19 protein-coding genes are annotated in these 22752 nt (G+C 71.3%); 5 read left to right on the top strand and 14 right to left on the bottom strand.

The window, feature by feature from the left end; genetic code table 11:
* Positions 1-635 precede the first annotated feature (635 nt).
* Positions 636-1631, top strand: a complete 996-nt coding sequence (locus tag ACVUH9_RS13475; RefSeq protein ID WP_475757911.1) for a glycosyltransferase — start codon at positions 636-638, stop codon at positions 1629-1631.
* 19 nt (positions 1632-1650) lie between these two features.
* On the opposite strand, the gene ACVUH9_RS13470 is transcribed toward ACVUH9_RS13475, so the two are convergent.
* From ACVUH9_RS13470 to ACVUH9_RS13450, 5 genes are all read right to left on the bottom strand, one after another.
* Positions 1651-2814: a hypothetical protein gene (locus ACVUH9_RS13470; protein WP_475757727.1), complete on the bottom strand. Its 1164-nt coding sequence runs from the start codon at positions 2812-2814 to the stop codon at positions 1651-1653.
* On the bottom strand, positions 2811-6068 hold the full coding sequence (locus ACVUH9_RS13465) for a glycosyltransferase (RefSeq protein WP_475757725.1): 3258 nt from the start codon (positions 6066-6068) through the stop codon (positions 2811-2813). Before ACVUH9_RS13465 ends, ACVUH9_RS13470 begins: the two co-directional genes overlap by 4 nt.
* A 133-nt stretch (positions 6069-6201) precedes the next feature.
* Positions 6202-7722, bottom strand: a complete 1521-nt coding sequence (locus ACVUH9_RS13460; protein WP_475757724.1) for a hypothetical protein — start codon at positions 7720-7722, stop codon at positions 6202-6204.
* Positions 7723-7756: 34 nt separating this feature from the next.
* Positions 7757-8626, bottom strand: a complete 870-nt coding sequence (locus tag ACVUH9_RS13455; protein ID WP_475757722.1) for an ABC transporter permease — start codon at positions 8624-8626, stop codon at positions 7757-7759.
* Positions 8623-9837: an ABC transporter ATP-binding protein gene (locus ACVUH9_RS13450; RefSeq protein WP_475757720.1), complete on the bottom strand. Its 1215-nt coding sequence runs from the start codon at positions 9835-9837 to the stop codon at positions 8623-8625. The genes ACVUH9_RS13455 and ACVUH9_RS13450 overlap by 4 nt, the downstream gene beginning before the upstream one ends.
* Before the next feature lie 75 nt (positions 9838-9912).
* On the opposite strand from ACVUH9_RS13450, the gene ACVUH9_RS13445 reads away from it, so the two are divergent.
* Positions 9913-12090 carry a glycosyltransferase gene (locus ACVUH9_RS13445; protein ID WP_475757718.1) on the top strand — a complete coding sequence of 726 codons (2178 nt, stop codon included), beginning with the start codon at positions 9913-9915 and terminating at the stop codon, positions 12088-12090.
* 26 nt (positions 12091-12116) lie between these two features.
* Here ACVUH9_RS13445 and ACVUH9_RS13440 read toward each other — a convergent pair whose 3' ends face one another.
* Positions 12117-13301, bottom strand: a complete 1185-nt coding sequence (locus tag ACVUH9_RS13440) for a glycosyltransferase family 2 protein (protein ID WP_475757716.1) — start codon at positions 13299-13301, stop codon at positions 12117-12119.
* A gap of 138 nt (positions 13302-13439) precedes the next feature.
* On the opposite strand from ACVUH9_RS13440, the gene ACVUH9_RS13435 reads away from it, so the two are divergent.
* A complete protein-coding gene (locus tag ACVUH9_RS13435) occupies positions 13440-13574 on the top strand; it encodes a hypothetical protein (protein ID WP_475757715.1) in 135 nt (44 codons plus the stop codon).
* Positions 13575-13650: 76 nt separating this feature from the next.
* Here the strand turns inward: ACVUH9_RS13435 and ACVUH9_RS13430 are convergent, their stop codons facing one another.
* From ACVUH9_RS13430 to ACVUH9_RS13420, 3 genes are read right to left on the bottom strand one after another with little or no spacing between them, the layout of a single operon-like run.
* Positions 13651-13992 carry a DUF192 domain-containing protein gene (locus ACVUH9_RS13430; protein ID WP_475757713.1) on the bottom strand — a complete coding sequence of 114 codons (342 nt, stop codon included), beginning with the start codon at positions 13990-13992 and terminating at the stop codon, positions 13651-13653.
* Positions 13992-14420 carry a type II toxin-antitoxin system VapC family toxin gene (locus tag ACVUH9_RS13425; protein ID WP_475757711.1) on the bottom strand — a complete coding sequence of 143 codons (429 nt, stop codon included), beginning with the start codon at positions 14418-14420 and terminating at the stop codon, positions 13992-13994. The genes ACVUH9_RS13430 and ACVUH9_RS13425 overlap by 1 nt, the downstream gene beginning before the upstream one ends.
* The gene (locus ACVUH9_RS13420; RefSeq protein ID WP_475757710.1) at positions 14405-14635 is read right to left on the bottom strand and encodes a FitA-like ribbon-helix-helix domain-containing protein; all 231 of its coding nucleotides are present in this window, start codon (positions 14633-14635) and stop codon (positions 14405-14407) included. The genes ACVUH9_RS13425 and ACVUH9_RS13420 overlap by 16 nt, the downstream gene beginning before the upstream one ends.
* A gap of 219 nt (positions 14636-14854) precedes the next feature.
* Here ACVUH9_RS13420 and ACVUH9_RS13415 point away from each other — a divergent pair, with 219 nt between their 5' ends.
* A complete protein-coding gene (locus ACVUH9_RS13415; protein WP_475757708.1) occupies positions 14855-15136 on the top strand; it encodes a hypothetical protein in 282 nt (93 codons plus the stop codon).
* A gap of 15 nt (positions 15137-15151) precedes the next feature.
* On the top strand, positions 15152-16975 hold the full coding sequence (glmS, locus tag ACVUH9_RS13410) for a glutamine--fructose-6-phosphate transaminase (isomerizing) (protein ID WP_475757706.1): 1824 nt from the start codon (positions 15152-15154) through the stop codon (positions 16973-16975).
* Between the two features lie 81 nt (positions 16976-17056).
* Here glmS and ACVUH9_RS13405 read toward each other — a convergent pair whose 3' ends face one another.
* The 5 genes from ACVUH9_RS13405 to ACVUH9_RS13385 form a co-directional block, all read right to left on the bottom strand.
* Entirely contained in the window at positions 17057-18046 is a 990-nt protein-coding gene (locus ACVUH9_RS13405) for a COX15/CtaA family protein (protein ID WP_475757704.1), read from the bottom strand.
* 83 nt (positions 18047-18129) lie between these two features.
* Positions 18130-19656 carry a hypothetical protein gene (locus ACVUH9_RS13400; RefSeq protein WP_475757702.1) on the bottom strand — a complete coding sequence of 509 codons (1527 nt, stop codon included), beginning with the start codon at positions 19654-19656 and terminating at the stop codon, positions 18130-18132.
* Between the two features lie 259 nt (positions 19657-19915).
* Positions 19916-20473 (bottom strand): dTDP-4-dehydrorhamnose 3,5-epimerase, encoded by a 558-nt coding sequence (gene rfbC, locus ACVUH9_RS13395; RefSeq protein ID WP_475757700.1) that lies wholly within the window; start codon positions 20471-20473, stop codon positions 19916-19918.
* 18 nt (positions 20474-20491) lie between these two features.
* A complete protein-coding gene (locus tag ACVUH9_RS13390) occupies positions 20492-21715 on the bottom strand; it encodes a glycosyltransferase (protein ID WP_475757698.1) in 1224 nt (407 codons plus the stop codon).
* Positions 21708-22745, bottom strand: a complete 1038-nt coding sequence (locus ACVUH9_RS13385) for a glycosyltransferase family 4 protein (RefSeq protein ID WP_475757696.1) — start codon at positions 22743-22745, stop codon at positions 21708-21710. The genes ACVUH9_RS13390 and ACVUH9_RS13385 overlap by 8 nt, the downstream gene beginning before the upstream one ends.
* Between the last annotated feature and the right edge of the window lie 7 nt (positions 22746-22752).

Genomic DNA, 22752 nt, shown 5'->3' with positions numbered 1-22752 from the left:
GCCTCCGCGTCGGCCTCCGCCACGTGCTCGCCGACGACGTCCTCGTGCTCCACCACGGCCAGGCCTCGCTCGGCGTCGACGGCGGACGCAACCCGCTCCAGGACGAGCACGAGCAGATCATCCGCTCGCGCTACCCGTACTACCGCGCCGCGGTCGAGGCCGCCGAGCGGGACGAGCACGGGCCGCTCGGCCGCGCGCTCCAGATCGCGTCGCGCGCGATCACCACGCTGCGGGTGACGATCGACGGACGCTGCCTGAGCGGATCGACGACCGGCACCCAGGTCCACACCCTGGAGCTGATCGGGGCGCTGTGGCGGACGAAGCGGGCCCGGATCCGGGTGCTGGTCGGCTGGGACCTGAGCACCACCGCCCGCGACGCGATCGCCGCGATGCCCGGGATCGAGCTGCTGGCCGCGGAGGACGTCGACGACGGCGTCGCGATCGACGACATCGTCCACCGGCCCTACCAGGTGACCGGGCAGGTCGACGTCCGGCTGCTGCTGAGCCTCGGGCGCCGGATCGTGCTCACGCACCAGGACCTGATCGCCTTCCGCAACCCGTCGTACTTCCCCGACTCCGGCGTCTGGCTCGCGTACCGGGAGCTCACGCGTGAGGCGCTGGCGATCGCCGATCGGGTGCTGTTCTTCTCCGAGCACGCGGCCCAGGACGCCCACCGCGAAGGCCTCGTCCCGAGCGACCAGACCCGGGTCGTCCAGATCGGCGTCGACCACCAGTGCGTGCCCCACGCCGCCGGGACCGCGCCGCCTGCCACGGCCGGGCTCGACGGGCGGCCGTTCCTCGTCGTGCTCGGCACCGACATGCACCACAAGAACCGCCCGTTCGCGCTCGAGCTGTTCGCGCGCCTGCGGACGGTCCACGGCTGGGACGGGCAGCTGGTGCTGGCCGGGCCACGCGTCGCCCACGGCTCGTCGGCCGGGAGCGAGGCCGCCTGGGCCGCCGCCCACCCCGAGCTCGCCCGCCACGTCGTCCAGCTGGCCTCGGTCTCGGATCCCGTCAAGGCGTGGCTCCTGTCGGAGGCCGCCGCCGCGCTCTATCCGACCGCCTACGAGGGCTTCGGGCTGCTCCCGTTCGAGGCGGCGACCGCCGGGACCCCCTGCTTCTTCGCCCCGATCGCCTCGCTCCGTGAGCTCGCCCCCGAAGCCGCGACGATCGTGCCGTGGGACGTCGACGCGTCGGCCGCCAGCGTCCACGCCGCGTTGATCGACCCGGCGCGGGCCGCGGAGCTCGTCGCCGCCGTGCGTGCCGCCGCGACCGAGCTGACCTGGGACCGGAGCGGGGCCGCGCTGGTCGACGCCTACGACGAGACGCTCGCCGCCCCGGTCACCGCCGCCCGCGCGACCCGCGACGCGGAGCTGGTCCGGGACGCGCGCTACTGGGGCCTGCGCCACGAGATCGGCCCGACCGGGATGGCGCTGGTCGAGCCCAACGTCGGACTGCTCCCGCTCCCCAGTCAGCGGCTGATCGCCGCGCTGACCCGTCGCCGGCTGACGCGCGCGCCCGTCGTCGCCCTGCTCAACGGGGTCCACTGGCTGCTGGTCCGCGGCCGGGCGCTGCCGCCGTACGACCCGATGGCGGCGGCCGCGAAGGAGCGCGCCGCCGACCGCTCGTAGGGCGCCGCCCGCCTCCCGGTCAGTGCGTCATCCGCTGGACCCCGACGACGTAGCGTCGCCGGTGGCCGAACCGCGACGCCCAGGCGACCTCGTCCAGGCGGAGGTGGTCGTCGGCCCCGCGACCGGCGACGTAGCCGAGCACGCCGTCGATGACGTAGCCCATGTCGGTGGCCTCGATCTCCGACCGGGTCAGGTACTGGTCGCCCGTCACCGGGTGGGTGGCGGAGAAGAGCGGGGTCCAGCCCGGCATCGGCTCGGCCCGCACGTATCCGAGCACCGTCGCGTCCTTCGAGATCCGGCGGGGCGGGCGGACGACCTTCGGCAGCCCACGGGCGCGGCCGACGGCGGCCCGCATCCCCCAGCTCTTCGGCAACGCGCCGTCGCCCCAGCCCAGTGGGGCCGCGGTCCAGCGAGCGATGCTCGCCGGCCGGGCCGCGCGCCCGCCGGGGCGCAGCAGGTCCGAGCTGACGAGACCGCTGCGGTGGCGTCGCAGCGGGACGAACCCGGGCACGGCGACGTCCCACACGCCGGCGACGGTGACCGCTCCGTCGGCCTCGCCGTCGACCGTCGTGTACACGTGCCGGCGACGCGCCCCGTCCTGGCTGCGCCGCAACGGCACGACGTGGCGCTCGACGCGCAGGTCGCGGACCTGCCGGGGGTGGATCGGGTAGCTCTCGATGAACCCCACGGTGGTGAGGTACTCGGTCACGGTGTAGAGCGGATCGGTGACGCCGCAGACGAGCAGCAGCTGCCCGGACCGACGGTCGCGCCGGACCTCCAGGCCCTCGAGCATCGGCAGCGGTGCCGCCTCCACGTGCCCGAGGCCGCGGTAGCCGTCGGCGAGGTCGCCCTCGACCGGGGTGCAGACGAAGCCCGTCGGGGTCGACAGCAGGCGCTTCGTCCCCGGCTGCGCGTGCGCGTGCACCAGGCCGAGGTCGAAGTCGATCTCGTAGCCGGGGGGCGAGGTGCGGCTGTTGGTGAACCGCCAGCCGCTTCCGTCCTGTGCCTTGTGGCGGACGATCAGGTGCGTGTCCGGCGGGGACCAGGTCGAGGCGCCCTTCCAGCGGCCGATCTTGGTGTCGAGGCCGAGGCTGGGAAGCAGCGGTGCCTCCCAGGAGAGCGCGCGTGCGGTCACCTCGTCCGCCGCGGTGGTCGTCTTGGGGTACCCGGTCTCGATCTTCATGCTGCTCTCCACTGGAGCGGGGCGGTGGATTCCCAGCTCCGTACGATGTCCGCCAACGCCGAGTCCCGCCCGAAGACCTCGACCGGGTCCGTCCGGTCCTCCGGATCCCGGCGCCAGGCGACAGCGATCGGCTCGGCGTCGACGACCTGCCGGGCCTCGAGCTGCGTCATCGGCGCCGTCGACACGCCGGCCGGCGTGGTCAGGGCGAAGTGCGGCAGCAGCACGTTGCCCCAGAACGCGCGGATGATCTGCTCGACGAACGCCCGGCCGCGCAGGCGCTCCCTGGCGCTCTCGCCGAGCACGACCACGAACCGCCCGCGGGCGCGCTGCACGGCGTCGGCCAGCTGCTCGACTCCGTCACCTTCCGCGGCGCGCACGTAGAGCCCGTCGAGCTTGCCCGCGATCGGCGTCGTGCGGATGACCTCGAAGTCGCGGCACGACTGCCGGCGGAGGTCGTCGGCCAGGCCGTCGTCCCAGGACCCGTCGGCCGTAGCGCTCCCGTCCAGCAGGATCAGGGAGAGCGCCGGCGCCCACTCGGCCTTGATCCGCGCTCGGTCGGAGTAGAGCGTCGGATGGCGGTCCTCGATCCGCTTGCGGGAGCTCTCGCCCCCGAACTCGACGGCGTTGATCCGGCTGAACCCGTTCTTGCGATAGAGGAACGTCGGCCCCTGCGCCGGCTCACCGTGGATCTGGTGGGCGGCCATCTGCAGCACGAGGTCCCAGTCCTCGTGCCCGAAGACCATCTCCTCCGGATAGCGGATACCGGCCTCGAACACCCGCTGGTCGAACAGCGTCGTCGCCGGGCAGTAGTTGTTCTGCATCAGCAGGTGCAGGTTGTAGCTCGGCGCCGCGTAGTAGTCGTGGCGGTTGCCGAAGTGCTGCGCGTTGGGGTAGACGAAGCCGATGTCGGCGGGCGCCTGCTCCAGCTGCTCGACCATGTCCCGGAGCGCCTGCGGCAGCAGCATGTCGTCGGCATCCAGAGGCAGCACGTAGTTGGCGCGGACCTCGGCCAGCGCCCGGTTGCGGGCCACGCTCGGACCGCCGTTCTTCGCCAACCGGATGACCGTGACGAGGGGATCGCGGTCGAGCCGGTTGAGCGCCTCGGCCGTCTCGTCGTCCGGCGAGGCGTCGTCGACCACGATGATCTGCGCGGCCGTCAGCGTCTGGGCGTGGATCGAGGCGATCGCGTCGTCGATGAAGCGGCCGTGCCGGTAGCACGGGACGATCACGGCGACCGAGTGCTCGGCCGGCGCGCCCGGGTCTCGGGGGAAGGTCACCGCGGGCAGCGGCTCGATGGCGGGCGTCACCGGCGCAACGGTCCGCGCAGACCGGCCGGCGGACGGGCGCGCGGCCGAACGCTTCGCGAGCAGCTGGTCGTAGAGGCGGTCGTGGTTGGCCCCCATCTCGCTCAGCGAGAAGTCGCGCAGCATCCGGGCCCGTGCCTGTCGTCCAAGCTCGAGACGGCGCTCGGGATCCTCCAGCAACGCCTGCACCGCGTCCGCGTAGGCGACGGCGTCGTCGCGCGGGTCGATCAGCACGCCACCGGACTCCGGATGGTCCAACAGCTCGACGTTGCCCGCGAGCGCCGGGACGACCACGGGGACGCCCATCGCCAGCGCCTCGTACATCACGTAGGGAACGCCCTCGAAGACGCTGGTCATCAGCAGCAGGTCGCTGCTGCGGTACCACCGTGGCATCGCGTGCGACGGCGGGTACCAGCAGATGTGCTGGTCGACGCCCAGCTCACGCGCACGCTCCCGCACCGCCGTCTCGAGCTCGCCATCGCCGACGACGTCGAGCACGAACGAGACGTCCCGGTCGACGAGCAGCTTGACGACATCGAGCGTCAACATCGGGTCCTTCTGGTCGACCAGGCGGCCGGGCCAGAGGACACGTGGGGCGGTCCCCTCGAGGTCAGTGAACGGCTCGATCGCCTCCGGATCGAACTCGCCGGTGGCGTCGACCCCGGTCGTGATCACGTGGAGCTTCGATCGGGGGACCTCGAAGTCGAGCATCGCGTCGGCCAGCTGCTGGCTCGTGACCGAGAACGCGTCGATCAGGTTCCCGTAGCGCGTCGACGAGTACCGCACGTAGCCGGAACGGTCGGGCTCCTCGGCGTGGAGCTGGACCACGACCACCGGCGGGTTGGCGAGCGCCGAGAGGTCCGGCAGCAGGTCGAACGCGAACCGCGAGTTCATGATGTGGACGACCTCCACCCCCCGGCTCTCGATGAAGCCGAGGACGAACTCCGCGAACTGCTCGCCCGGGAGCAGCTCGGGAAGCGTCCAGACCTCCTCCGCGAACTCCTCCAACGGCGGGACCCAGCGGTTCGGCGACGGCTGCGTCGTCATCAGCGACGGCGCCCAGCGCTCGCGGTCGATGCTCTTGAACCAGTCGATGGTGCCCTTGTCCGAGCCGCCCAGGTCGACCCACGGCGCCAGGTACAGGACCGGCACCCGGTGAGCCGTAGCGGGCGTCTCGACCTGCAGGGAGGCCGCACTGGTCTGGCCGCGCTCGGCGGCGCGACGAGCCGGCCGCCGGGCCGCGACCGTGTAGCCCAGCGGGAACGACCGTCGCGCGTCGAGCGGGGCCAGCGCGGCGACCTCATCCGACAGCACCTCGAGCCGATCGAAGGCCGCGAGCCGGATCTCGGCGGTCTCGTCGGACGCGTCTCCCAGCGACCACTTGGCGCTGCGGATCAGCTGACCGAGGGTCGTGAAGCAGTCAGTCCGCGCCGTGATCTCGATCGCGCCGAAGCCGACGTCCGTCAGCAGGTGGTCGAGCCCCGAGCGGGTGTACCGGAAGTAGTCGTGGGGCATCTCGTGCTCCTCCCACGCCAACGGCGCCGTCAGGAACAGCTGGCCGTCGTCGTCGAGCACGCGGAAGATCTCCGCCAGCACCACCGCCGGCTCAGCGACGTGCTCGAGCACCTGCGTGCAGACGACGGCGTCGAACGCCCCGTCGGGCGTCGGCAGGGCGTCGGCCGAGGCGACGACGTCGAGGGCCTCGGCACCGGCGTGCAGCGACTGCTCCCAATCCGACGTGACGTAGTCGGTGTGGGCGAACAGCTCGCGGTAGGGAGCGGCGCCCGCGCCGATGTCGATCACGCGTGCTCCGGCCGGAAGGCTCGCGGCTGCTTCAGCGACGAAGCGCACGATCGAGGCCCGCTCCCACGGTGCCTCGTCGATGAACGCCTGCAGATCGGGTGAGTAGACCCCGGTGTCGTGCTGCTCGTCGGCCGTCTGACGCTCCACGCTGCAAGAGTCTAGGTGAGCCGGCCGTGTGGAGCGGCGGCCCGACACGCACTCCCGGCCGCGCGACGCCGAACCCTCGAGCGACGGGTCGCGCGGCGCTCTTGGCGACTGCCGTAGGGGCGAAGGCTCGCCCCTACGACGTGGCCGCCGCGCCCCGCTCGTCCGTCGTCGGCGGGCGGTCCGGCTCCTGCGCCGACGCATCGTCCTGGCTGTCCGCGGCGGCGGTGTCCACCGACCCGCGGCGACGTTCCCGGAGGGCGGCGAACGCGGCCGCGACGGCCAACGCGATCAGCGGGACGCCGACCACGGCGTAGCGCCAGTTGTACTGACTCCCGACCCAGGTGCCGTAGAGCACCGGCACCCACCCGGCGACGGCGATCGCGATCGTCGCGCGCCGCGCGATCCCGCGACCGCACACGGCCCCGGCGAGCGTCACCAGCAGCGATACCAACAGCAGCAGCCCCGGCGGGCGCGTCCACCCCTGGAGCGCGACCAGCAGCCCGTAGGGCGCGCCGGCCGGATGGTTCGGCGCGCGACCCTCACCGTAGTACGCCTTGATCTTCTCGACCGTGACCGCGGCCGGATGCACATCCGCGTCGCGCATGCTCATCACGTCGGGGCCCTGGTCGCCCTCCGAGTAGCTCGCGCCCCCGAGCCCGAACAGCCGCTGGAACGCCACCAGCTGCCCCTTCCGCAGCTGGTCGGCCTCGGCGTTGCTCGCCCGCTGCGCCCACAGGTGGATCGCGCTCAGCGACTCCGGACGCCGGGCCAGCAGCAGCCGCGCCGGCGACTTCACCGCCCAGTAGTAGTAGTCCGGGCCGGGCCGCGTGCTCGTGGGGGACCGCTGGCAGAGCGACTCGGTGCCCCGCGGCACCCGGAAGCGCTTGCAGTCAGCGACCGGCGCGACCCGCGGGTACGCGCCGAGATCGAGCCACGTGCCGATGATCCCTCCGCTGAAGCCGGTCTGGTGCTCCTGCAGCTTGAGGTAGCCGCCCAGCAGCGCGCCGCTCGCGAGCACCAGGGTCATCGCCCCGACGATCCGGGCGCGCAGCGGCATCCGCGGCAGCAGCAGCGCCGCCAGGCCGATGCCCGGCATCGCCGCGAAGAACGCGGGCCGCACGATCCCGCTTCCCATCCCGAGCACCGCGGCGGCGACGCCGAGCCCGATCACGACCGGAAGCGCCGGGAAACGCCCGGCGCGGGCCAGGGCGAAGACCGCCAGCGCCCCGATGAGCAGGGTCATGCCGAGCGTCTCGGTCAGCAGCTGGTGCTCGAGCCACATCCAGTCGATCGAGACCGCCCAGACCCCGGCCGCCAGAGCCGCCCACGCCCGGGGGACCTTGACGGCCAGCCCGATCATGTAGAGCAGGACGCACGACCCAAGCGCCATGAGGTGCTGCAGCACGACCGGGAACGACGGGGTGTCGACGATCCCGTGCGTCAGCCGCAGGAACAACGGATAGCCGGCGGTCCGTCCGTCGAGCGGCCGGAACAGCCCCTCCTGCGCCGCCTGAACGTAGACGTTCGCGTCGGTGTAGGTCATCAGCGGCTGCCGCAGCGCCACCATGAAGGCCAGGCGCAGGGCGACGCCGAGCCCGAGCACGACGACGAAGACCCAGTGCGTCCGCAGCAGGCCGCGCAGCCGGTCGAGCATGCCGTGGCCCCTCATCGTCCCGCCGCGGGCCGCATCAGAGCAGCTCCGCCGCGGTCGTCGCCTGTCGGTTGAAGTACCAGAGGCCGAGGGCGAACAGTCCGAAGATCATCCCGATCGGGATGAACGCCTGGGGCCAACCGCCCCACGAGCTGATCGCGCCCGGGGCGTTGGGATCGATCACCAGGTACCGGACGCCCTCCATGATCCCCGTCAGCGGGTTGTATTGGAGGATCGAGCGGATGGTCTCGTTCTCGACCGTGTTGACCGTGTAGAGGATCGGCGATCCGTAGAACAGCGCCTGGGTGAAGACCGTCCACATCGGCAGCACGTCGCGGTACTTCACGAACGCCGCCGACAGGATCATCGCGAGCCCCGTCGCCAACAGGATCAGCGGGATCAGCGCGAGCGGCAGCAGCAGCCAGGTCCAGCGAACCGGCACGCCGTTGGCGATCACGAAGATGAAGACCGCGATCAGGTTGACCGCGAGGTTCATCAGCGCGGTGCCGATCACCGACAGCGGGATCACCATCCGCGGGAACTGCATCTTGCGGACCATGTTCTCCCGCGCGACCACCGACTGGATCGCGTTCGACGTCGCCTCGGCGAAGAACTGGAAGAGCATGATGTTCATCAGCAGCAGCGCCGGGTAGTGCGGGATGTCGTTCCCCAGCTTCACGATCTGCGTGAAGACCGTGTAGTAGACGCCGAACATCATCAGCGGCCGCATCAGCGTCCACAGGTACCCGAGGACCGACCCGAAGTAGGTCAACCGGAACTCGGTCACCGCGACCATCCAGGTCAGCGAGAAGAACCGTCGCCAACCGCCCCCGAGGGCGGCGGGCCCCTTCATCTCCTTCAACTGCGGTGCGGCGGTGGAGACCGCCGGTTCGAGCTCCAGGCTCATACGGTGCGCTCCTGCTCGACGCTGTCCAGGACGACCCGCGTCGGGGTCTGCACGATTCCGACGACGCTCCGCTCGGCCGAGTGCACGACCAGTTCGGCCGCGTGGCGGGCATCGACCACGATGTCCGTCTCCGCCGAGCCCTGCGTCAGCAGGATCCCGATGTCGTAGTGCCCGTCGGCGAGCGTCAGGTCCCACTCGACGACCGCGCGAACGCGCTCACCGACGGTCAGCGGACCGTGCTCGAACAGCTCGATCCGGGCGCCGGTGACCACCGTGCGCTCGGCGTCGCGCAGCTGCACGATCAGGTTGGGGTGCTCGATCGGCTGCGTGGCCTGGACCTCGACCCGCACCCGGACCGTCTCCCCACTGGAGAGGCTGGCCACTGGCAGGCCCGTGGCGTCTTCGACGTGCACCTCGGCCAGGACCCGGCCGCTGTCCTGCATCGTGACGTCGGTCGCTGCTTCCTCGCCCGAGCCGGCGAAGTTCGCCGCCAGGTAGGCGCGTCCGACCTCGGCTGGGTCGCCGATCAGCTTGATGTCCCCGTCCTGCAGGAACATCGCCCGGTGACAGAACCGCTCGACGGCGGACATGTCGTGGGTGACGAGGATGATCGTCCGGCCCTCGTCCCGCAGCCGGTAGAAGACGTCGAGGCACTTCTGCGCGAAGGCGGCGTCGCCGACGGCCAGGACCTCGTCGATCAGCAGCACGTCGGCCGAGGCCTGGACCATCACCGAGAACGCCAGGCGGACCTGCATCCCCGACGAGTAGTTCTTCAGCTTCATGTCGAGGAACTCGCCGAGCTCGGCGAACTCGATGATCTCGTCGAAGCGACGGCGGGCCTCCCGCGGGGAGAGGCCCATCATCACGCCGTTGATCACGACGTTGTCGAGGGCGGTCAGGTCGGGGTTGAAGCCGACGCCCAGCTCGATGAAGGGGGCGAGCCGGCCTGCGACCTGGATCCGCCCCCGGTCCGGACGGTAGATCCCCGCCATGCACTTCAGCAACGTGCTCTTGCCTGACCCGTTGCGGCCGACGATGCCGAAGAACTCACCGCGTTCGATCTCGAACGAGATGTTCTTGAGGACCGGGTACTCGCGGTAGTCCGTAGATCGGAACGGGTGCAGCGCACGCTCCTTGAGCGTGTGCACGTGCTGCTTGGGAATCCGGAACGTCTTGTCGAGGTCCTGGACGACGAGCGCGGGCTCAGTCACAGCCGCACAGAGTAGAGGCTGCGGTCGGCCACCAGTCGCACCCCGTCCGGCGACGCCCCGATACCGTGTGCCGGAGTGGAGCTCTCGACCGCCCGTCCCACCACCGCCATCGTCCTCCCCGTGAAGAACGGGATGCCCCTGCTGGCCGAGGTTCTCCGGGCCGCCGCCGCGCAGGGCGCCGACGAGTTCCTGGTGATCGACTCGGGGTCGACCGACGGCTCCGTCGAGGCGGCCCGCGCGGCCGGCGCGACGGTGCTCGAGATCGCCCCGGAGACGTTCGGGCACGGCCGGACCCGCAACTTCGCGGTCCAGCAGCTCGACGCCGAGCTGGTCTGCTTCCTGACCCAGGACGCGACGCCGGTCGCCGGTTGGCTCGACGCCTACGTGGCGGCGTTCGCCGAGGACGAGCGGATCGCGGCCGTCTTCGGCCCGCACCTGCCGCGGCAGGACACGAGCCCGATGATCGCCCGCGAGCTGCTCGACTTCTTCGGGCCGTTCTCGCCCGACGGACGCGTCCACGTCCAGCGGCGGGCGACCGAGCCCGGCTGGCATCCGGAGTTCCTCAGCAACGCCAACGCCGCCTACCGCCGCGCCGCCCTGCTGGAGATCCCGTTCCGCGAGATCGGCTACGCCGAGGACCAGGCCTTCGCCCGCGACGCGCTGGTGGCCGGCTGGCACAAGGCCTACCAACCGCGGGCCGCGGTCCTCCACGCCCACGACTACCCGTGGCTGCAGTTCATGCGGCGCTACTTCGACGAGTACCGCGGGCTCTACGAGACGACCGGCTACCGCGCCTCGTTCTACCCCAAGGGCATGGCGCGCGACACCGTGATCGCCGCCCGCAACGACGCGGGCTGGCTGAAGGAGCTGGGCGTCCCGCAGGGCACCCGGCGGCGCTGGATGCTGCGTTCGGCGCGCCACCACGGCGGCCGCCGGCTGGCCGGCCTCGCCGGTGGTCGTGCGCACCGCTTCCCGGCGCCGATCCGACGCCTGATCTCGCTCGAGGGGCGGGACTCGGACGGCGGCACCGGTGGCGAGGGCCCGGCGGCGCTGACGACCCCCGCCGACGTCCCGTCCGCGGTCGTCCCGACCGAGCGCGTCGGGCCGCAGCCGTTCACCGAGCCGTTCGCGGTCGTCGCCGAGGTCGAGACCCGCGGCGTCGTCCCGCTCGATCCCGCCTGGTTGCGCGAGGACGGCCCGCTGGACGTGGCGGTCGTGATCCCCGGGTTCCGGCCCGGCAGCGGCGGCCACTCGACGATCTTCACCCTGATCCAGCAGCTGGAGCGCTACGGCCACCGCTGCTCGATCTGGCTCCACGACCCGCAGGGGATGCACCGCCGGCAGACCGACGCCCAGGTGCGGGCCGACATCGCCCGGCACTTCCGCGACCTCGACGCCTCGGTCCACGTCGGCTTCGGGGCCTGGGCGGGCGCCAACGTGGTGCTCGCGACCGGCTGGGACACGGTCTACGCCGCGCTCCGCCTGCCCCGTACCGGCGCCCGGGCGTACCTGGTGCAGGACCACGAGCCGGAGTTCTTCGCGACCTCGGCCGAGCGGCTCTGGGCCGAGCGGACCTACACCTACGGTCTCCACCCGATCTGCGCCAGCCGCTGGCTCGCCCAGCTGATCACCGGCGAGCACGGCGGCGATGCGACCTGGTTCGACCTCGGCGTCGACCACGGCGTCTACCGCCCGCATCCCGAGATCGAGCGCCGGGCGGACACGATCGCCCTCTACGGCCGGACGGTGACCGCGCGCCGGGCCGGGCCGCTGGCGACGATGGCGCTGACCGAGCTGCTGCGTCGCCGCGACGACGTGCGGGTGGTGACCTTCGGCTGGGCCGGCGCGCTGCCGCTGCCGTTCGCCCACCAGCACGCCGGGGTCCTGCGGCCGGACGACCTCTCGCGCCTGTACGCCGAGTCCACGGTCGGGCTGACGCTCTCGCTGACCAACTACTCGCTGGTCCCGCAGGAGATGCTCGCCTGCGGCCTGCCGTGCGTCGACCTGGCCGGGTTCAGCAGCGAGGTCGCCTACGGCGGCGAGGCCCCGATGGACCTCGTCCCGCCGACCGTCCCCGATCTGGCCGACGCCCTCGGACGGCTGCTCGACGACCGCGAGCACTGGCAGGCGCGCTCCGCGCAGGGCCTGGCCTTCGTCGCGCAGCACACGTGGGACAAGGCCGCGCGGCGGGTCGAGGAGGGCCTTCGGGCTGCCTCGACTGCGGTCGCAGCAGCCTCAGCCCAGAAGGCCTGACCGCGGCGGGTGGGGCCGCAGCAGCGCTAGGCGTTGCTGCGGCGCAACCCGATGATCGAGAGCAGGAAGCTCGAGAAGAAGATCTGGACGCCGATCACGATCAGGGTGACGACCGCGACCGCCAGGTTCGTCTGGCTGAGCGCCCCGAACCCGTCGACGATCCACTGCACGAGGATCACCGCGGCGGCGACGAAGCCGACCAGCATCACCGCGCCGCCGATCGCCAGCCCGTGCTCGAGCCGGTAGCGCGAGCGCATCCGGTCGAACCACGGATCCACGTCGCCCATGAAGTACATGCCGTAGGCGTGCGCGCAGAGACCGAGCGAGATGACCTGAACGCCGACGATCGTCAGCAGCGATCCGCCGATCAGCGAATGCACGCTCCAGGCCCGTCCGAAGACGCTGACGCCGGCGAGGACCGTGGCCATCACCAGCGCGCCGAGGACGAGGAGCACCAGCCCCGGGATCAGGAAGAGGTGCGTCGGGCTGTGGGCGAGCAGGAACCGCAGGTGCCGCCAGCCGTCGCGCCAGGTCGAGAGCTTCGACTCGCCGCCACGGGGGTGGTACTGGATGTCGAACTCGCGGATGTCGAGCTTGGCCTTGCTCGCCCGGATCACCATCTCCGAGGCGAACTCCATCCCGGGCGTCCGCAGGTCCATCGCCGGCAGTGCGCTCCGCCGCACGGCGCGCATCCCGCAGTGGGCGTCGCGGACGCCGGTCCGGAAGAGCAGGTTGAGGAAGCCGGACAGCAGCGGGTTGCCCACGTAGCGGTGCAGCCACGGCATCGCCCCGGGCTGGATGTTGTTCATCCGGTTGCCCATGACGAGATCCGCGCCGTCCTCGAGCTCGCGCACGAAGTTGGGGATCTCGTGGAAGTCGTAGGTCAGGTCCGCATCGCCCATGACGATGTACGTCCCGCGGGCGGCGTCGAACCCGCCCATGTAGGCGGCCCCGTAGCCACGCGTCGGCACGTGCACGACGCGCGCGCCGGCCTCGCGTCCGAGCTCGGCCGAGCGGTCGGTGCTGTTGTTGTCGGCGACGACGACCTCGCCCGAGATGCCGGCCTTGTCCAGCGCCTCCCGGGCCTGCGTGACCACCGCGACGATGTTCTCCTCCTCGTTGAGGCAGGGAATCACCACCGACACGACGTACTCGTCGTGCGCGTCGAGATCGGCAGCTTGCGGAGAACGTGAGGGAATCGTGGCGCTCATGGTGTAGGCGCTCATCGAGGAACGCACGACGGGCCCCACGCACGTCGCGCAGGGCCGGAGGGACCTGTAGCAGGGTAGACGACCGGCCCGACAGGGCGCGCAGGGCCACCCCGCCGACCGCGGCGTACGATGGAGGTGATGGTGCTCGCTTCGCTCGGTTCCGACCTCGTGACGACCGGCGGGATGGCGCTCGTGGTCGGCATGGCCGCGCTGCTGATCTACCGCGGCTCGCGCAGCCGCAGCCAGGACCGCGAGGACGACCAGGAGTCCTAGGACCAGGCCCGGCAAACGCTCAGGCGACGTCCCGGGCACCGGCCACGAAGCCCCCGGGCAGGGCACCCCGACGGCGTCAGACGGCGTCCGTCCGGGCGCCGACCGCGCCGAGCGCCGCCGCCAGGTCCGCGGCCCGGCCGGCGGCGACCTCGACGACGCCGCCCCGTGCGGCGAGACAGGTCCGGATCCGACCGGGCCGGACCCGCTCGTCGATCCGAGCAACGCCCCCGTCAGCGTCCAACCAGACGAGGTCGATCGCGAACCGCATGCCGAGCGTGTGGATCGAGCGGACCGGCAGCCACAGCCCCTCGGCGTCGCCCAGAGCATCGGCGCCGAGCAGTCCCCGGGTGCGGCTCGACCACGAACGCGCTTCGCGGACCGACCAGTCCGACGGCCAGGCGGCGACGTCGGTCGCCATCAGTCGATCGGCACCACGGTCACGTCGATCAAGGAGCCGAGCTGCTCGACCGTCCGCACCAGGCGCCGGTCGGTGGTCAGCAGGCCGCCGTCACCCCCGAAGCACTCGGCCAGCGCGACGTACGACGCGTCGTAGGCAGAGCAGACGTGGCGCAGCTCCCAGACCCGCTCGAGCAGCAGGCGGTGCCCGACCCGCTCGATCGGCAGCTCGTGCAGCGCCGCCGCAGCCGACGCCGCCCTGTCCGCGGCCAGCGATCCCGTTCGCGAGACACTCCGCAGGGCCTGGACGACCTCCAGGTCCAGGATCTCCGGCGCGAAGACGTCTCGACCCTGGTCCTGGAGCACCTCGGCGACCGGCCCTTCGAACCCTCGCCCGACCACGAGCTCGAACACCGCTCCTGCGTCGACGACGATCACAGGTCGCGCCACTCACGGATGATCTCCGTCGGCGTCGGGCCGCCGACGTCCTTCCACTCAACCGGCCCTCGCTTCCTGAGCCGCTCCAGGTACTCGGCCATCGACGGCTGTCCCGCGATCCGCGGCAGCTCACGCCGGATCAGCTCCGACAGGCTCAGGCCCTCGCGCTCCGCTCGGGCCTTGAGCTGCCGGTGCAGGTCGTCGGGGACGTTGCGGACTTGGATCATGACCATGGCCTCCTGAGCTTCCCATGTGATTCGCATGCGGTCAACGCCTTCCGTGACCACGGGACGACCGTGTCACGGAACGCCACCTCCGCACCGAACCGCGCAGAGTTGACCCAGGATCGACGTACCTTCACCGCAGAGCGCCGTAATCTCCTCACATTTGCCCGATTGCGGGCAGGACGCTTGCGTTCTTTCTCCGAGTACGCCACCATCTTCGTCGTGACCGCCACCCGGCCGTCCTCTTCGTTCGGTGATCTCCGCACCCATCTGACGCGCAGCACGTCGCTGAGCCCATCCGAGGCTGAGCGCGTGATCGCCGAGGTGCTCGCCTACTTCGACGAGGACGTCGCCGTGTTCGTGCGGCGCCGGCACAGCGAGCTCCAGTCCCGTGGCATGCGCAACGACCAAGCGTTCCAACGGATCTCGGACGAGCTCGTCGGCCGGCGGTTCACCCCGCCTGCGCTGTCGCTCCGGCAGCTGCGCAGGATCGTTTACACGTAGGAGGAATCCCCACGTATGTGTGGCATCGTTGGCTACGTCGGCACCCGTAACGGAGTGCCCATCGTTCTCGAGGGGCTTCAGCGCCTGGAATACCGCGGATACGACTCGGCGGGCATCGCCGTGGCCGGACCGAGCGGGCTCAAGGTCCACAAGGCCAAGGGCCGGATCGCGGACCTGAAGACCGACCTTCCCAAGCGGATCAAGGGCTCGCCCACGATCGGGCATACGCGCTGGGCGACGCACGGCGCGCCGACCGACGAGAACGCCCATCCGCACATCGACTTCAGCGGCCGGTTCGCGGTCGTCCACAACGGGATCATCGAGAACGCGCCCCAGATCAAGGAGCGCCTGCTCGCCGACGGGATCGTGCTGAGCTCGGAGACCGACACCGAGCTCGTCGCGCACCTGATCGGCCAGGCTGCGGCCGACCACGACGACCCCGTCGACGCGCTGCGCGCGGCGCTGCGGAACGTCGAAGGCGCCTACGGCCTCGCCCTGCTCGACTCCAAGTACCCCGATCGCGTGATCGTTGCCCGGCTCGGCAGCCCGATCGTCCTCGGTCTCGGCGACCGCGAGATGTACGTCGCCTCCGACGTCGGGGCGATCGTTCGCCACACCAAGCAGGTCGTGCACCTGGAGGACGGCGAGATCGCGCTGCTGGAGCCGGACGGCTTCACCACGTCGACGCTCGACAACCGGCCGGTCCAGAAGGTCTCCGAGCGCGTCGAGATGGACGCCGACGACTTCGATCTCGGGTCGTACGACCACTTCCTCCGCAAGGAGATCGGCGAGCAGCCGGAGGCCGTCGAGCGCACCCTCAGCGGCCGACTCGACGACCGCTTCTCGACGATCAAGCTCGGCGGGCTCAACCTCGAGCCGAACGAGCTGCGGTCCTTCAAGCGCGTCTACATCCTCGGCTGTGGCTCGGCCTACTACGCCGGCGAGGTCGGCGCCCAGCTGATCGAGGAGCTGGCCCGGATCCCCGCCACCGCCGAGCCCGCCAGCGAGTTCCGATACCGCAACCCGGTGATCGATCCCGACGGGCTGTACATCGCCGTCAGCCAGTCCGGCGAGACCGCCGACACGCTCGCCGCGGTCGAGGAGCTGACCCGCAAGGGCGCCCGCGTCCTCGGCGTCATCAACCAGGTCGGCAGCGCGATCGCGCGGGCCAACAACGGCGGCATCTACATCCACGCCGGCCCGGAGGTCTCGGTCGCGTCGAGCAAGAGCTTCACGGCGACCTGCGTCGCGTTCGCGATGCTCGCCGTCCACATGGGGCGGATCCGCGATCTGTCCCCGGCCGACGGCGATCGTCTGATCCAGGCCCTCCGCGAGCTCCCGGCGAAGATCGCCGCGATCCTCGAGCAGGAGGACAAGATCATCGAGGCGGCGACCTGGCTCGCCCAGTTCGACAACGCGATGTTCATCGGCCGCGTGCGCGGTTGGCCGATCGCCCGTGAGGCGGCCCAGAAGATCAAGGAGGTCGCCTACATGCACGCCGAGGCGTACCAGGCGGCCGAGCTGAAGCACGGTCCGCTGGCCCTGATCTGCGAGCAGATGCCGGTCGTGGCGGTGGTCCCCGACGACGAGCTGGGCGAGAAGCAGCGCTCGACGCTGCACGAGATCCGGGCCCGCAGCGGACCGATCCTCGCAATCGGCCACCAGGAGCTGCCGATCGAGCTGGCCGAGCGCACGATCGTCGTGCCGCGGACCGAGCCGGAGCTCGATCCGATCCTGCTCAACATCCCGTTGCAGCTGCTGGCCTACCACGCGGCGCTGCACCTGGAGCGGGACATCGACAAGCCGCGCAACCTCGCCAAGAGCGTCACGGTCGAGTAGCGGCTGGGTGCAACGGGTGCCGTCGTCGGCGATGGCACCCGAACCGCGCCTGCGTCCGCGTCAGCGGACGATGAGCGTCGCCTAGGGCTGCGCGACCGGGGTGTGTCGGCGGGCCGGGCCGGCAACCTGCCAGGCCCAGACCACGACCACCCAGGTCAGGGTCGCCAGCAACACGTGCAGCCAGACCAGGCCCCCGGGCAGGTGCAGGCCGTACTGGATCAGGCCGATCATGCCCTGCACGCCGACGAGCATCCCGGCGAGGGTGAGCGTCAGGGTCAGGCGCTCGCCTGCTCCACGGGCCTTCGCGATCGACCAGACGACGACGATCGCGACCCCGAAGATCGCGGCGATCGCGCCGTGCCGCTGCACGATCCACTCGAGGGTGCCGGTGCCGTGGACGTCGAACCGCTTGACGATGTCACCGGTGCCTTCGCCGCCGCTGTTGGGTCCGGCCGCGGTCGCGAGCGTGCCGGCGACGAGCGCCAGGAACCCCAGCGGAAGCAGGACCTGAACGGCGCGCGCGGTCAGTCGGTCCTTCGCCTGGTGCTCGCGCGGGGCCTTCGTCCCCTGGCCGGCCCGCCAGGTGAGCAGCGCTGCGGGGACCAGCAGGAACGTGATCGACGCCATGTAGTGGACGCTGATCCAGATCCAGTCGAGGTCGTACAGCACGCTCATGCCCCCGATGACCGCCTGCACGGCGATCCCGCCGAGCAGGCCCAGGGACAGGAGCAGCAGGTCCTTGCGGTAGGTGACGAGCGTGAGCGCGCAGAAGATCGCGAAGATCGCAGACGCGCTGACGCCGAAGGTCAGCATCCGGTTGCCGAACTCGATGAAGGTCGGGGCGTGGGCCTCGGTGGGCAGCACCCGCGTGTCGCACTTCGGCCAGTTCGAGCAGCCGAGGCCGGAGCCGGTCACCCGGACCAGCGCGCCGGTCAGCATGATGCCGACGTTCGCGGCCAGGGCGATCCGGGCGGCGAGCAGCATCCGTTCGGGACTCGTCTGGATGCGGCGTCGCAGCCCTTGCGCGAAGCGCGGGCCCGAGGCGGGAGGGGCGGCGGCGGTGCGGGCCATTGCTCGACAGGATGCCGGATCCCGACCCGAGACTGCCGTTCGGCCGAAGGCGGCGGCGCGGGTCGAGGCGACGGCGAACGCGATCAGTGAACGACGATCGTCCGGATCGGGGACGTGCCGGTGGCGTACGGGTAGTCGCCGGAGCGCCGGGCGCGGACGCGCATCTGGAATCGTGCCGGGCCCGGGTTGCGGAACCGGTACCGGGCTGCGAAGCGCCCGTCCTTGTGACTGCGGACGGTCCGGAACGTAATCCACCGGCCGCCCGGGTTCCGCGCTTGCAGCTCGACCACCTTGCCCATCGCCGGCAGCGGCCGCCCGACGAGCGTGCCCGTCAGCCGCACCGACTGGCCGCGACGGGCGCTCTTGCGGCTCAGTCGCAGCCGGAGCGGTGTCCGGACCTTCAACGTGAGCGTGCGTGTGGCTGCGGGCGTCGCGTCTCGCAAGTGCCGGTGGTACGCCAGGCGGATCGAGCGCGAGCTGACGCCGGCGGGCTGCTGCCAGCGGAACCGACCGTCGCGATCCGTCTTCAGCGAGTCACGCTCGAACGACGGCGAGCGCCGCGCGTCGCGCGTGATCGTCACGCGAACCAAGGCGTCCCGAATCGGCTGTCCGTTGGCCGTGGTCAGCTGTCCATTCAGCGTCGGGCGCTGGTTGTGACGGATCGTCTTGACCAGGTCCTCTCGCCCGCCCCAACGCGCTCGCAACCGCGCATCGGCGGTGGCGGGCGAGCCGTTCTCCGGCCCGAGGTCGGCGGACCCCGCCGCGGCGGGATCGCCAATTCCCGCCGCCCCGGAGCCGCCGCCGACGGCGCTTCTCCGGAGGGTCTTGGTCGCCGGGCCGTAGGCGGTGGTCTGGTTCCCCGCCGCGTCCTCGACGATCACCCGCACGGAATGCGCTCCTTCCGGCAGGTCGCTCGTCGAGATCGTCTGCACGCCTCCGACACTGCCTGGGCAGGGCTTCGGAGAGAGGAACACGCGCTCACGCCCCGGCCAGCTGACGCACGGGGCGCCGGCCAGGTTCACCCAGCTCCGGAGCTGCCCATCGACCTCGACCCCGAGCCGATAGACCCCGCCGCCGTTGTCGCTCGCCGCGATCGAGATCCCGGTCGGACCGGTCCAGACCGCCTCCGAGACCGCATCGCCCGATACCGCGGTCACGGTCGGCGACTCGCGATCCTGCAGCGTGAAGGTCCCGCGGTAGATGTTCAGGCGAGCTGGGGCGCCGTCGGGGCCGGGACTGCATTTCCGACCGAGAAGACCCGTATCTCCGCAGCCGATTTGGGCCACTATTGATGCCGAATCTCGTCCCGCGAAACTAAGAACATGCCGCGAGACCGGACCAGACCCGATGAATCGCGCATCGTAGTCTGGGTCTTTTTGGTCCGCGGTGGCAAGCGTTAGATCCCCGAAGATCGGCTGGGTTGCGTTCGCTACCCGCACGTACCCATCGAAGTCCACGACGTATTCACGGACTACCGTGAATGACGGGGCAACAAACTCCCATCGTGCCCATGAGGGCGTCGGCTGCATCGCCGTGCGTGCGATCTCGAGCGCTAGGGCGCGACCGGACGGGCAAGCATCGACGTTTTGATTTCCACCGAAGGAGCTCATGTTGACTTCTGTCGACCTCCAGCCGCCACCTGCATCCCGCGTCACCGCCGGCGTCCCGTCCGGCGCTCGACACGTCCAGACCTCGTAGGTCCCGGCGCGTGCGTCCGCGCAGAAGGCCAGCATTCCCGCCGCAGGGATCGCTGCGGCCAGCCCCACGCAAGCGCTGCGCAACATCTTTCGGGTCTCCATCGTAGGCATCACTGAGGTAGACCCGGCAAGAGCCACGTCCACGCCCCCCGATGTCTACCGGAGGCTGCCGCTAGTAGGCAAACGGCAGCGACGCCGCGACCGCCTCGAGCCGCGGACCCGTCGCGTCGCGCTCCGATACCTGGATGTCAGCGGCGGGAAGCGGCCAGGCGACGCCGACCTGCGGGTCGTCATAGGCGATCCCCCGCTCGACCTCGCCCGAGTAGTAGCGGGTCTGCTTGTAGAGGACGTCGGCGATCTCGCTCTTGACGCAGAACCCGTGGGCGAAGCCAACCGGCACGTACAGCACGTGCATGTTCTCGTCGGTCAGGTCGAAGCCCTCCCACTTGCCGTAGGTCGGTGACCCCTGGCGCAGGTCGACGATCACGTCCCAGATATGGCCGCGGCCGCAGCGCACGAGCTTGGCGCAGCCATCGCCGATCTGGAAGTGCAGCCCGCGCACGACGCCGTACGACGAACGCGAGTGGTTGTCCTGGATCCAGTGGTCGTGGATACCGGCCTCGGCCAGCGCGCTCTCCCGGAACGTCTCGCAGAAGAAGCCCCGATCGTCGGGGAACACTCGCGGGACGAGCAGCTTGGCGTCGGGGAGCGTCGTGTCGCGGAGTTCCATCGCCCGGGAGCGTATCCGTCAGTCCGAGAGCCAGTCGCGGAGCGCCGCGTCCATCCGGGCGCCCACCGCCGACCAGTCGTAGCGCTCGGCGATCCGGGCCCGCCCGCGTTCGCCCATCGCCTGCGCGGCGTCCGGATCGTCCAGCAACGCGAGAACCGCGTCGGCGAACGGCCCCACGCCGTCGGCGATCCGCAGGTGCTCGCCGTCGGTGACCTCGATGCCCTCCGCCCCGACCGGGGTCGCCACCAGCGCCCGCCCCGCCGCCAGCGCTTCCAGGACCTTGAGCTTTGTGCCCCCTCCCGAGAGCAGCGGGGCGACCGTGACCTGAGCGGCCGCGAGGTGCGGCTCAAGCTCCGGGACGCGCCCGGTCACGACGACCCCGTCGCGCTCCCCCAGCCGCAGTACCTCGGGACCCGGCCCACCGCCCACGATCTCCACGGTCGCATCCGGGCGCGTCCGTCGCACCAGCGGCAGCACCTCGTCCACGAACCAGACGACGGCCTGCGCGTTGGGCGGGTAGCTCATGGTTCCGGTGAACACGATCCGTCCCGGCCGCTCCTGCTCGTGCCCGATCGACGCCAGTGCGCCGACGTCGGTGCCGTTGGGAACCACGTCCGATCGCACGCCCCAGCGGCGGGTGACGGTCTCGGCGTCCTCCGCCGAGCAGGTGAACGCCCGCGAGAGCCGCGGTGCGTTGCGCGCCATCTCGCGCCGGACAAGCGCGGCGTCGCGCACCAAGCGACGCCGGGCGACGCCGCGCTCGCTCGCGGCCCGTCCGAGGATCAGCGCGTCGGTGAGGTTGTGGAACACCATCCCCGCTGGTAGGTCCGGAGGCAGCACTCGGAGCCACTCGATCGCCCAGTCGTGCTCGACGACGACCGCATCCCACCGCTGGGTCAGCGCCTCGCGCAGAACCGGACGCATTTCGCGGAGGTAGACCTCGGCCTGCCACGCCTGCCAGGAGCGGCTGACGGCGCGCACCGCAATCCGCGGATCGGAGAGCATTGCGTCGAGCGCCTCGCGGGCGCGCGACTGCGGCCGGGGAACGGAGCACAGCACGATGCCGTCCCCCGCCAGGCTGCTCCCGCGCTCGATCGCGTCGGACGAGCCCGGCGCGACCAGCGTGATGTCCCAGCCACGGAGCCCGAGTTCGCGCACGACCCGGAACAGGCGGACCTCGCCCCCGTTGCCCGCTGGGTCGGGATGCTCCGGCGAGAGCAGCAAGATCCGCGGCTCAGCCACGAGCGTTCCAGAGACGTGCGGGCTCGCCCATCGCAGCGACGTAGACAGCTTCCAGGTCACTCGCCACCTCGTCCCAGGTGGGAACCTCGGGCGCGGACGGCTCGGCTCCGGAGGCTCTGGCCCGGGCCAGAGCCTCCGGGAGCTGTTCATCGCGGGCGACGACCTGCACGTGCGTGGGCCACCGGCGCTGCAGCTCACGTTGCTGCGGCAAGTCGGAGAGCACGCAGGGCGTGCCGACAGCGAGCGCCTCCAGCACCGCCAGGCTCATGCCCTCGGCCTCACTGAGATGGATCAACGCGTCGGCTCCGGCCACCAGCGAAAGCAACGCCGCCTGGTCCGTCACCTCGCCGATCCAGCGACCGCCGGTCGCCCGAACCGTACCCTCGAACGACTGGCGCTGATCGGCCGGCCCGTCCCAACCGCCGACGACGACGTACGGCGCGACACCGCGTAGTGCCCGGGCGATCGCCAGCTGGCGCTTGCGCTCCGAGACCGCCCCGACCGTCACCACGTAGCGCTCGGGCAGCGGCTCACCGTCGAATGTCGACTGCGGGCCAACGCCATCGGGCAGATCGACACCGTTGCCGACCACACTGATCGGTGCGCAACCGCCTCGCCCGACGCGCCGCAGGAACGTGGCCTCCCATGCCGTCAGCGCGACGAGCTGGTCGGCCCGTCGGACCATCGCGGCCAGGACCCGCGGCTCGAATGCCGGGATCGGCAAGCGGGTGGCCAGCAACAGCCGCCGCTCGCGGGCAACGGGCACCACCACCACCGGCGAGATCACCAGCCGCGCCGGGTGGCGCCGCCAATGGCCGAGCACGTGCCCAACATCGGCCGCGGGACCAAAGACGTGCAAGACGTCGAACTCCCAGTCCGCGGGTGCGGCGGCGACCAGCCGCGCATCGTGCCCGCGACAGTTGAGCGCCTGCGCGGTGCGATCCACTTGCAGCTCGAGGCCGCCGCCGCCGAGCACCGCGGGCACCCCACCCAAGAGCGCGACGCGGAGGCCCTGACGACGGTCTGACACCGGCACG

It is taken from the genome of Patulibacter ginsengiterrae (assembly GCF_056269115.1).
Note: the sequence above shows the minus strand (reverse complement) of the source record. Positions and strands in the feature narration are given on the sequence as shown.

Coding starts and splice junctions, on each gene's coding strand:
- glmS (WP_475757706.1), top strand. CDS start 15,152: ATGTGTGGCATCGTTGGCTACGTCGGCACCCGTAACGGAGTGCCCATC.
- ACVUH9_RS13400 (WP_475757702.1), bottom strand. CDS start 19,656: ATGAGCTCCTTCGGTGGAAATCAAAACGTCGATGCTTGCCCGTCCGGT.
- ACVUH9_RS13435 (WP_475757715.1), top strand. CDS start 13,440: ATGGTGCTCGCTTCGCTCGGTTCCGACCTCGTGACGACCGGCGGGATG.
- ACVUH9_RS13430 (WP_475757713.1), bottom strand. CDS start 13,992: ATGGCGACCGACGTCGCCGCCTGGCCGTCGGACTGGTCGGTCCGCGAA.
- ACVUH9_RS13420 (WP_475757710.1), bottom strand. CDS start 14,635: ATGATCCAAGTCCGCAACGTCCCCGACGACCTGCACCGGCAGCTCAAG.
- ACVUH9_RS13460 (WP_475757724.1), bottom strand. CDS start 7,722: ATGCTCGACCGGCTGCGCGGCCTGCTGCGGACGCACTGGGTCTTCGTC.
- ACVUH9_RS13455 (WP_475757722.1), bottom strand. CDS start 8,626: ATGAGCCTGGAGCTCGAACCGGCGGTCTCCACCGCCGCACCGCAGTTG.
- ACVUH9_RS13440 (WP_475757716.1), bottom strand. CDS start 13,301: ATGAGCGCCACGATTCCCTCACGTTCTCCGCAAGCTGCCGATCTCGAC.
- ACVUH9_RS13470 (WP_475757727.1), bottom strand. CDS start 2,814: ATGAAGATCGAGACCGGGTACCCCAAGACGACCACCGCGGCGGACGAG.
- ACVUH9_RS13405 (WP_475757704.1), bottom strand. CDS start 18,046: ATGGCCCGCACCGCCGCCGCCCCTCCCGCCTCGGGCCCGCGCTTCGCG.
- rfbC (WP_475757700.1), bottom strand. CDS start 20,473: ATGGAACTCCGCGACACGACGCTCCCCGACGCCAAGCTGCTCGTCCCG.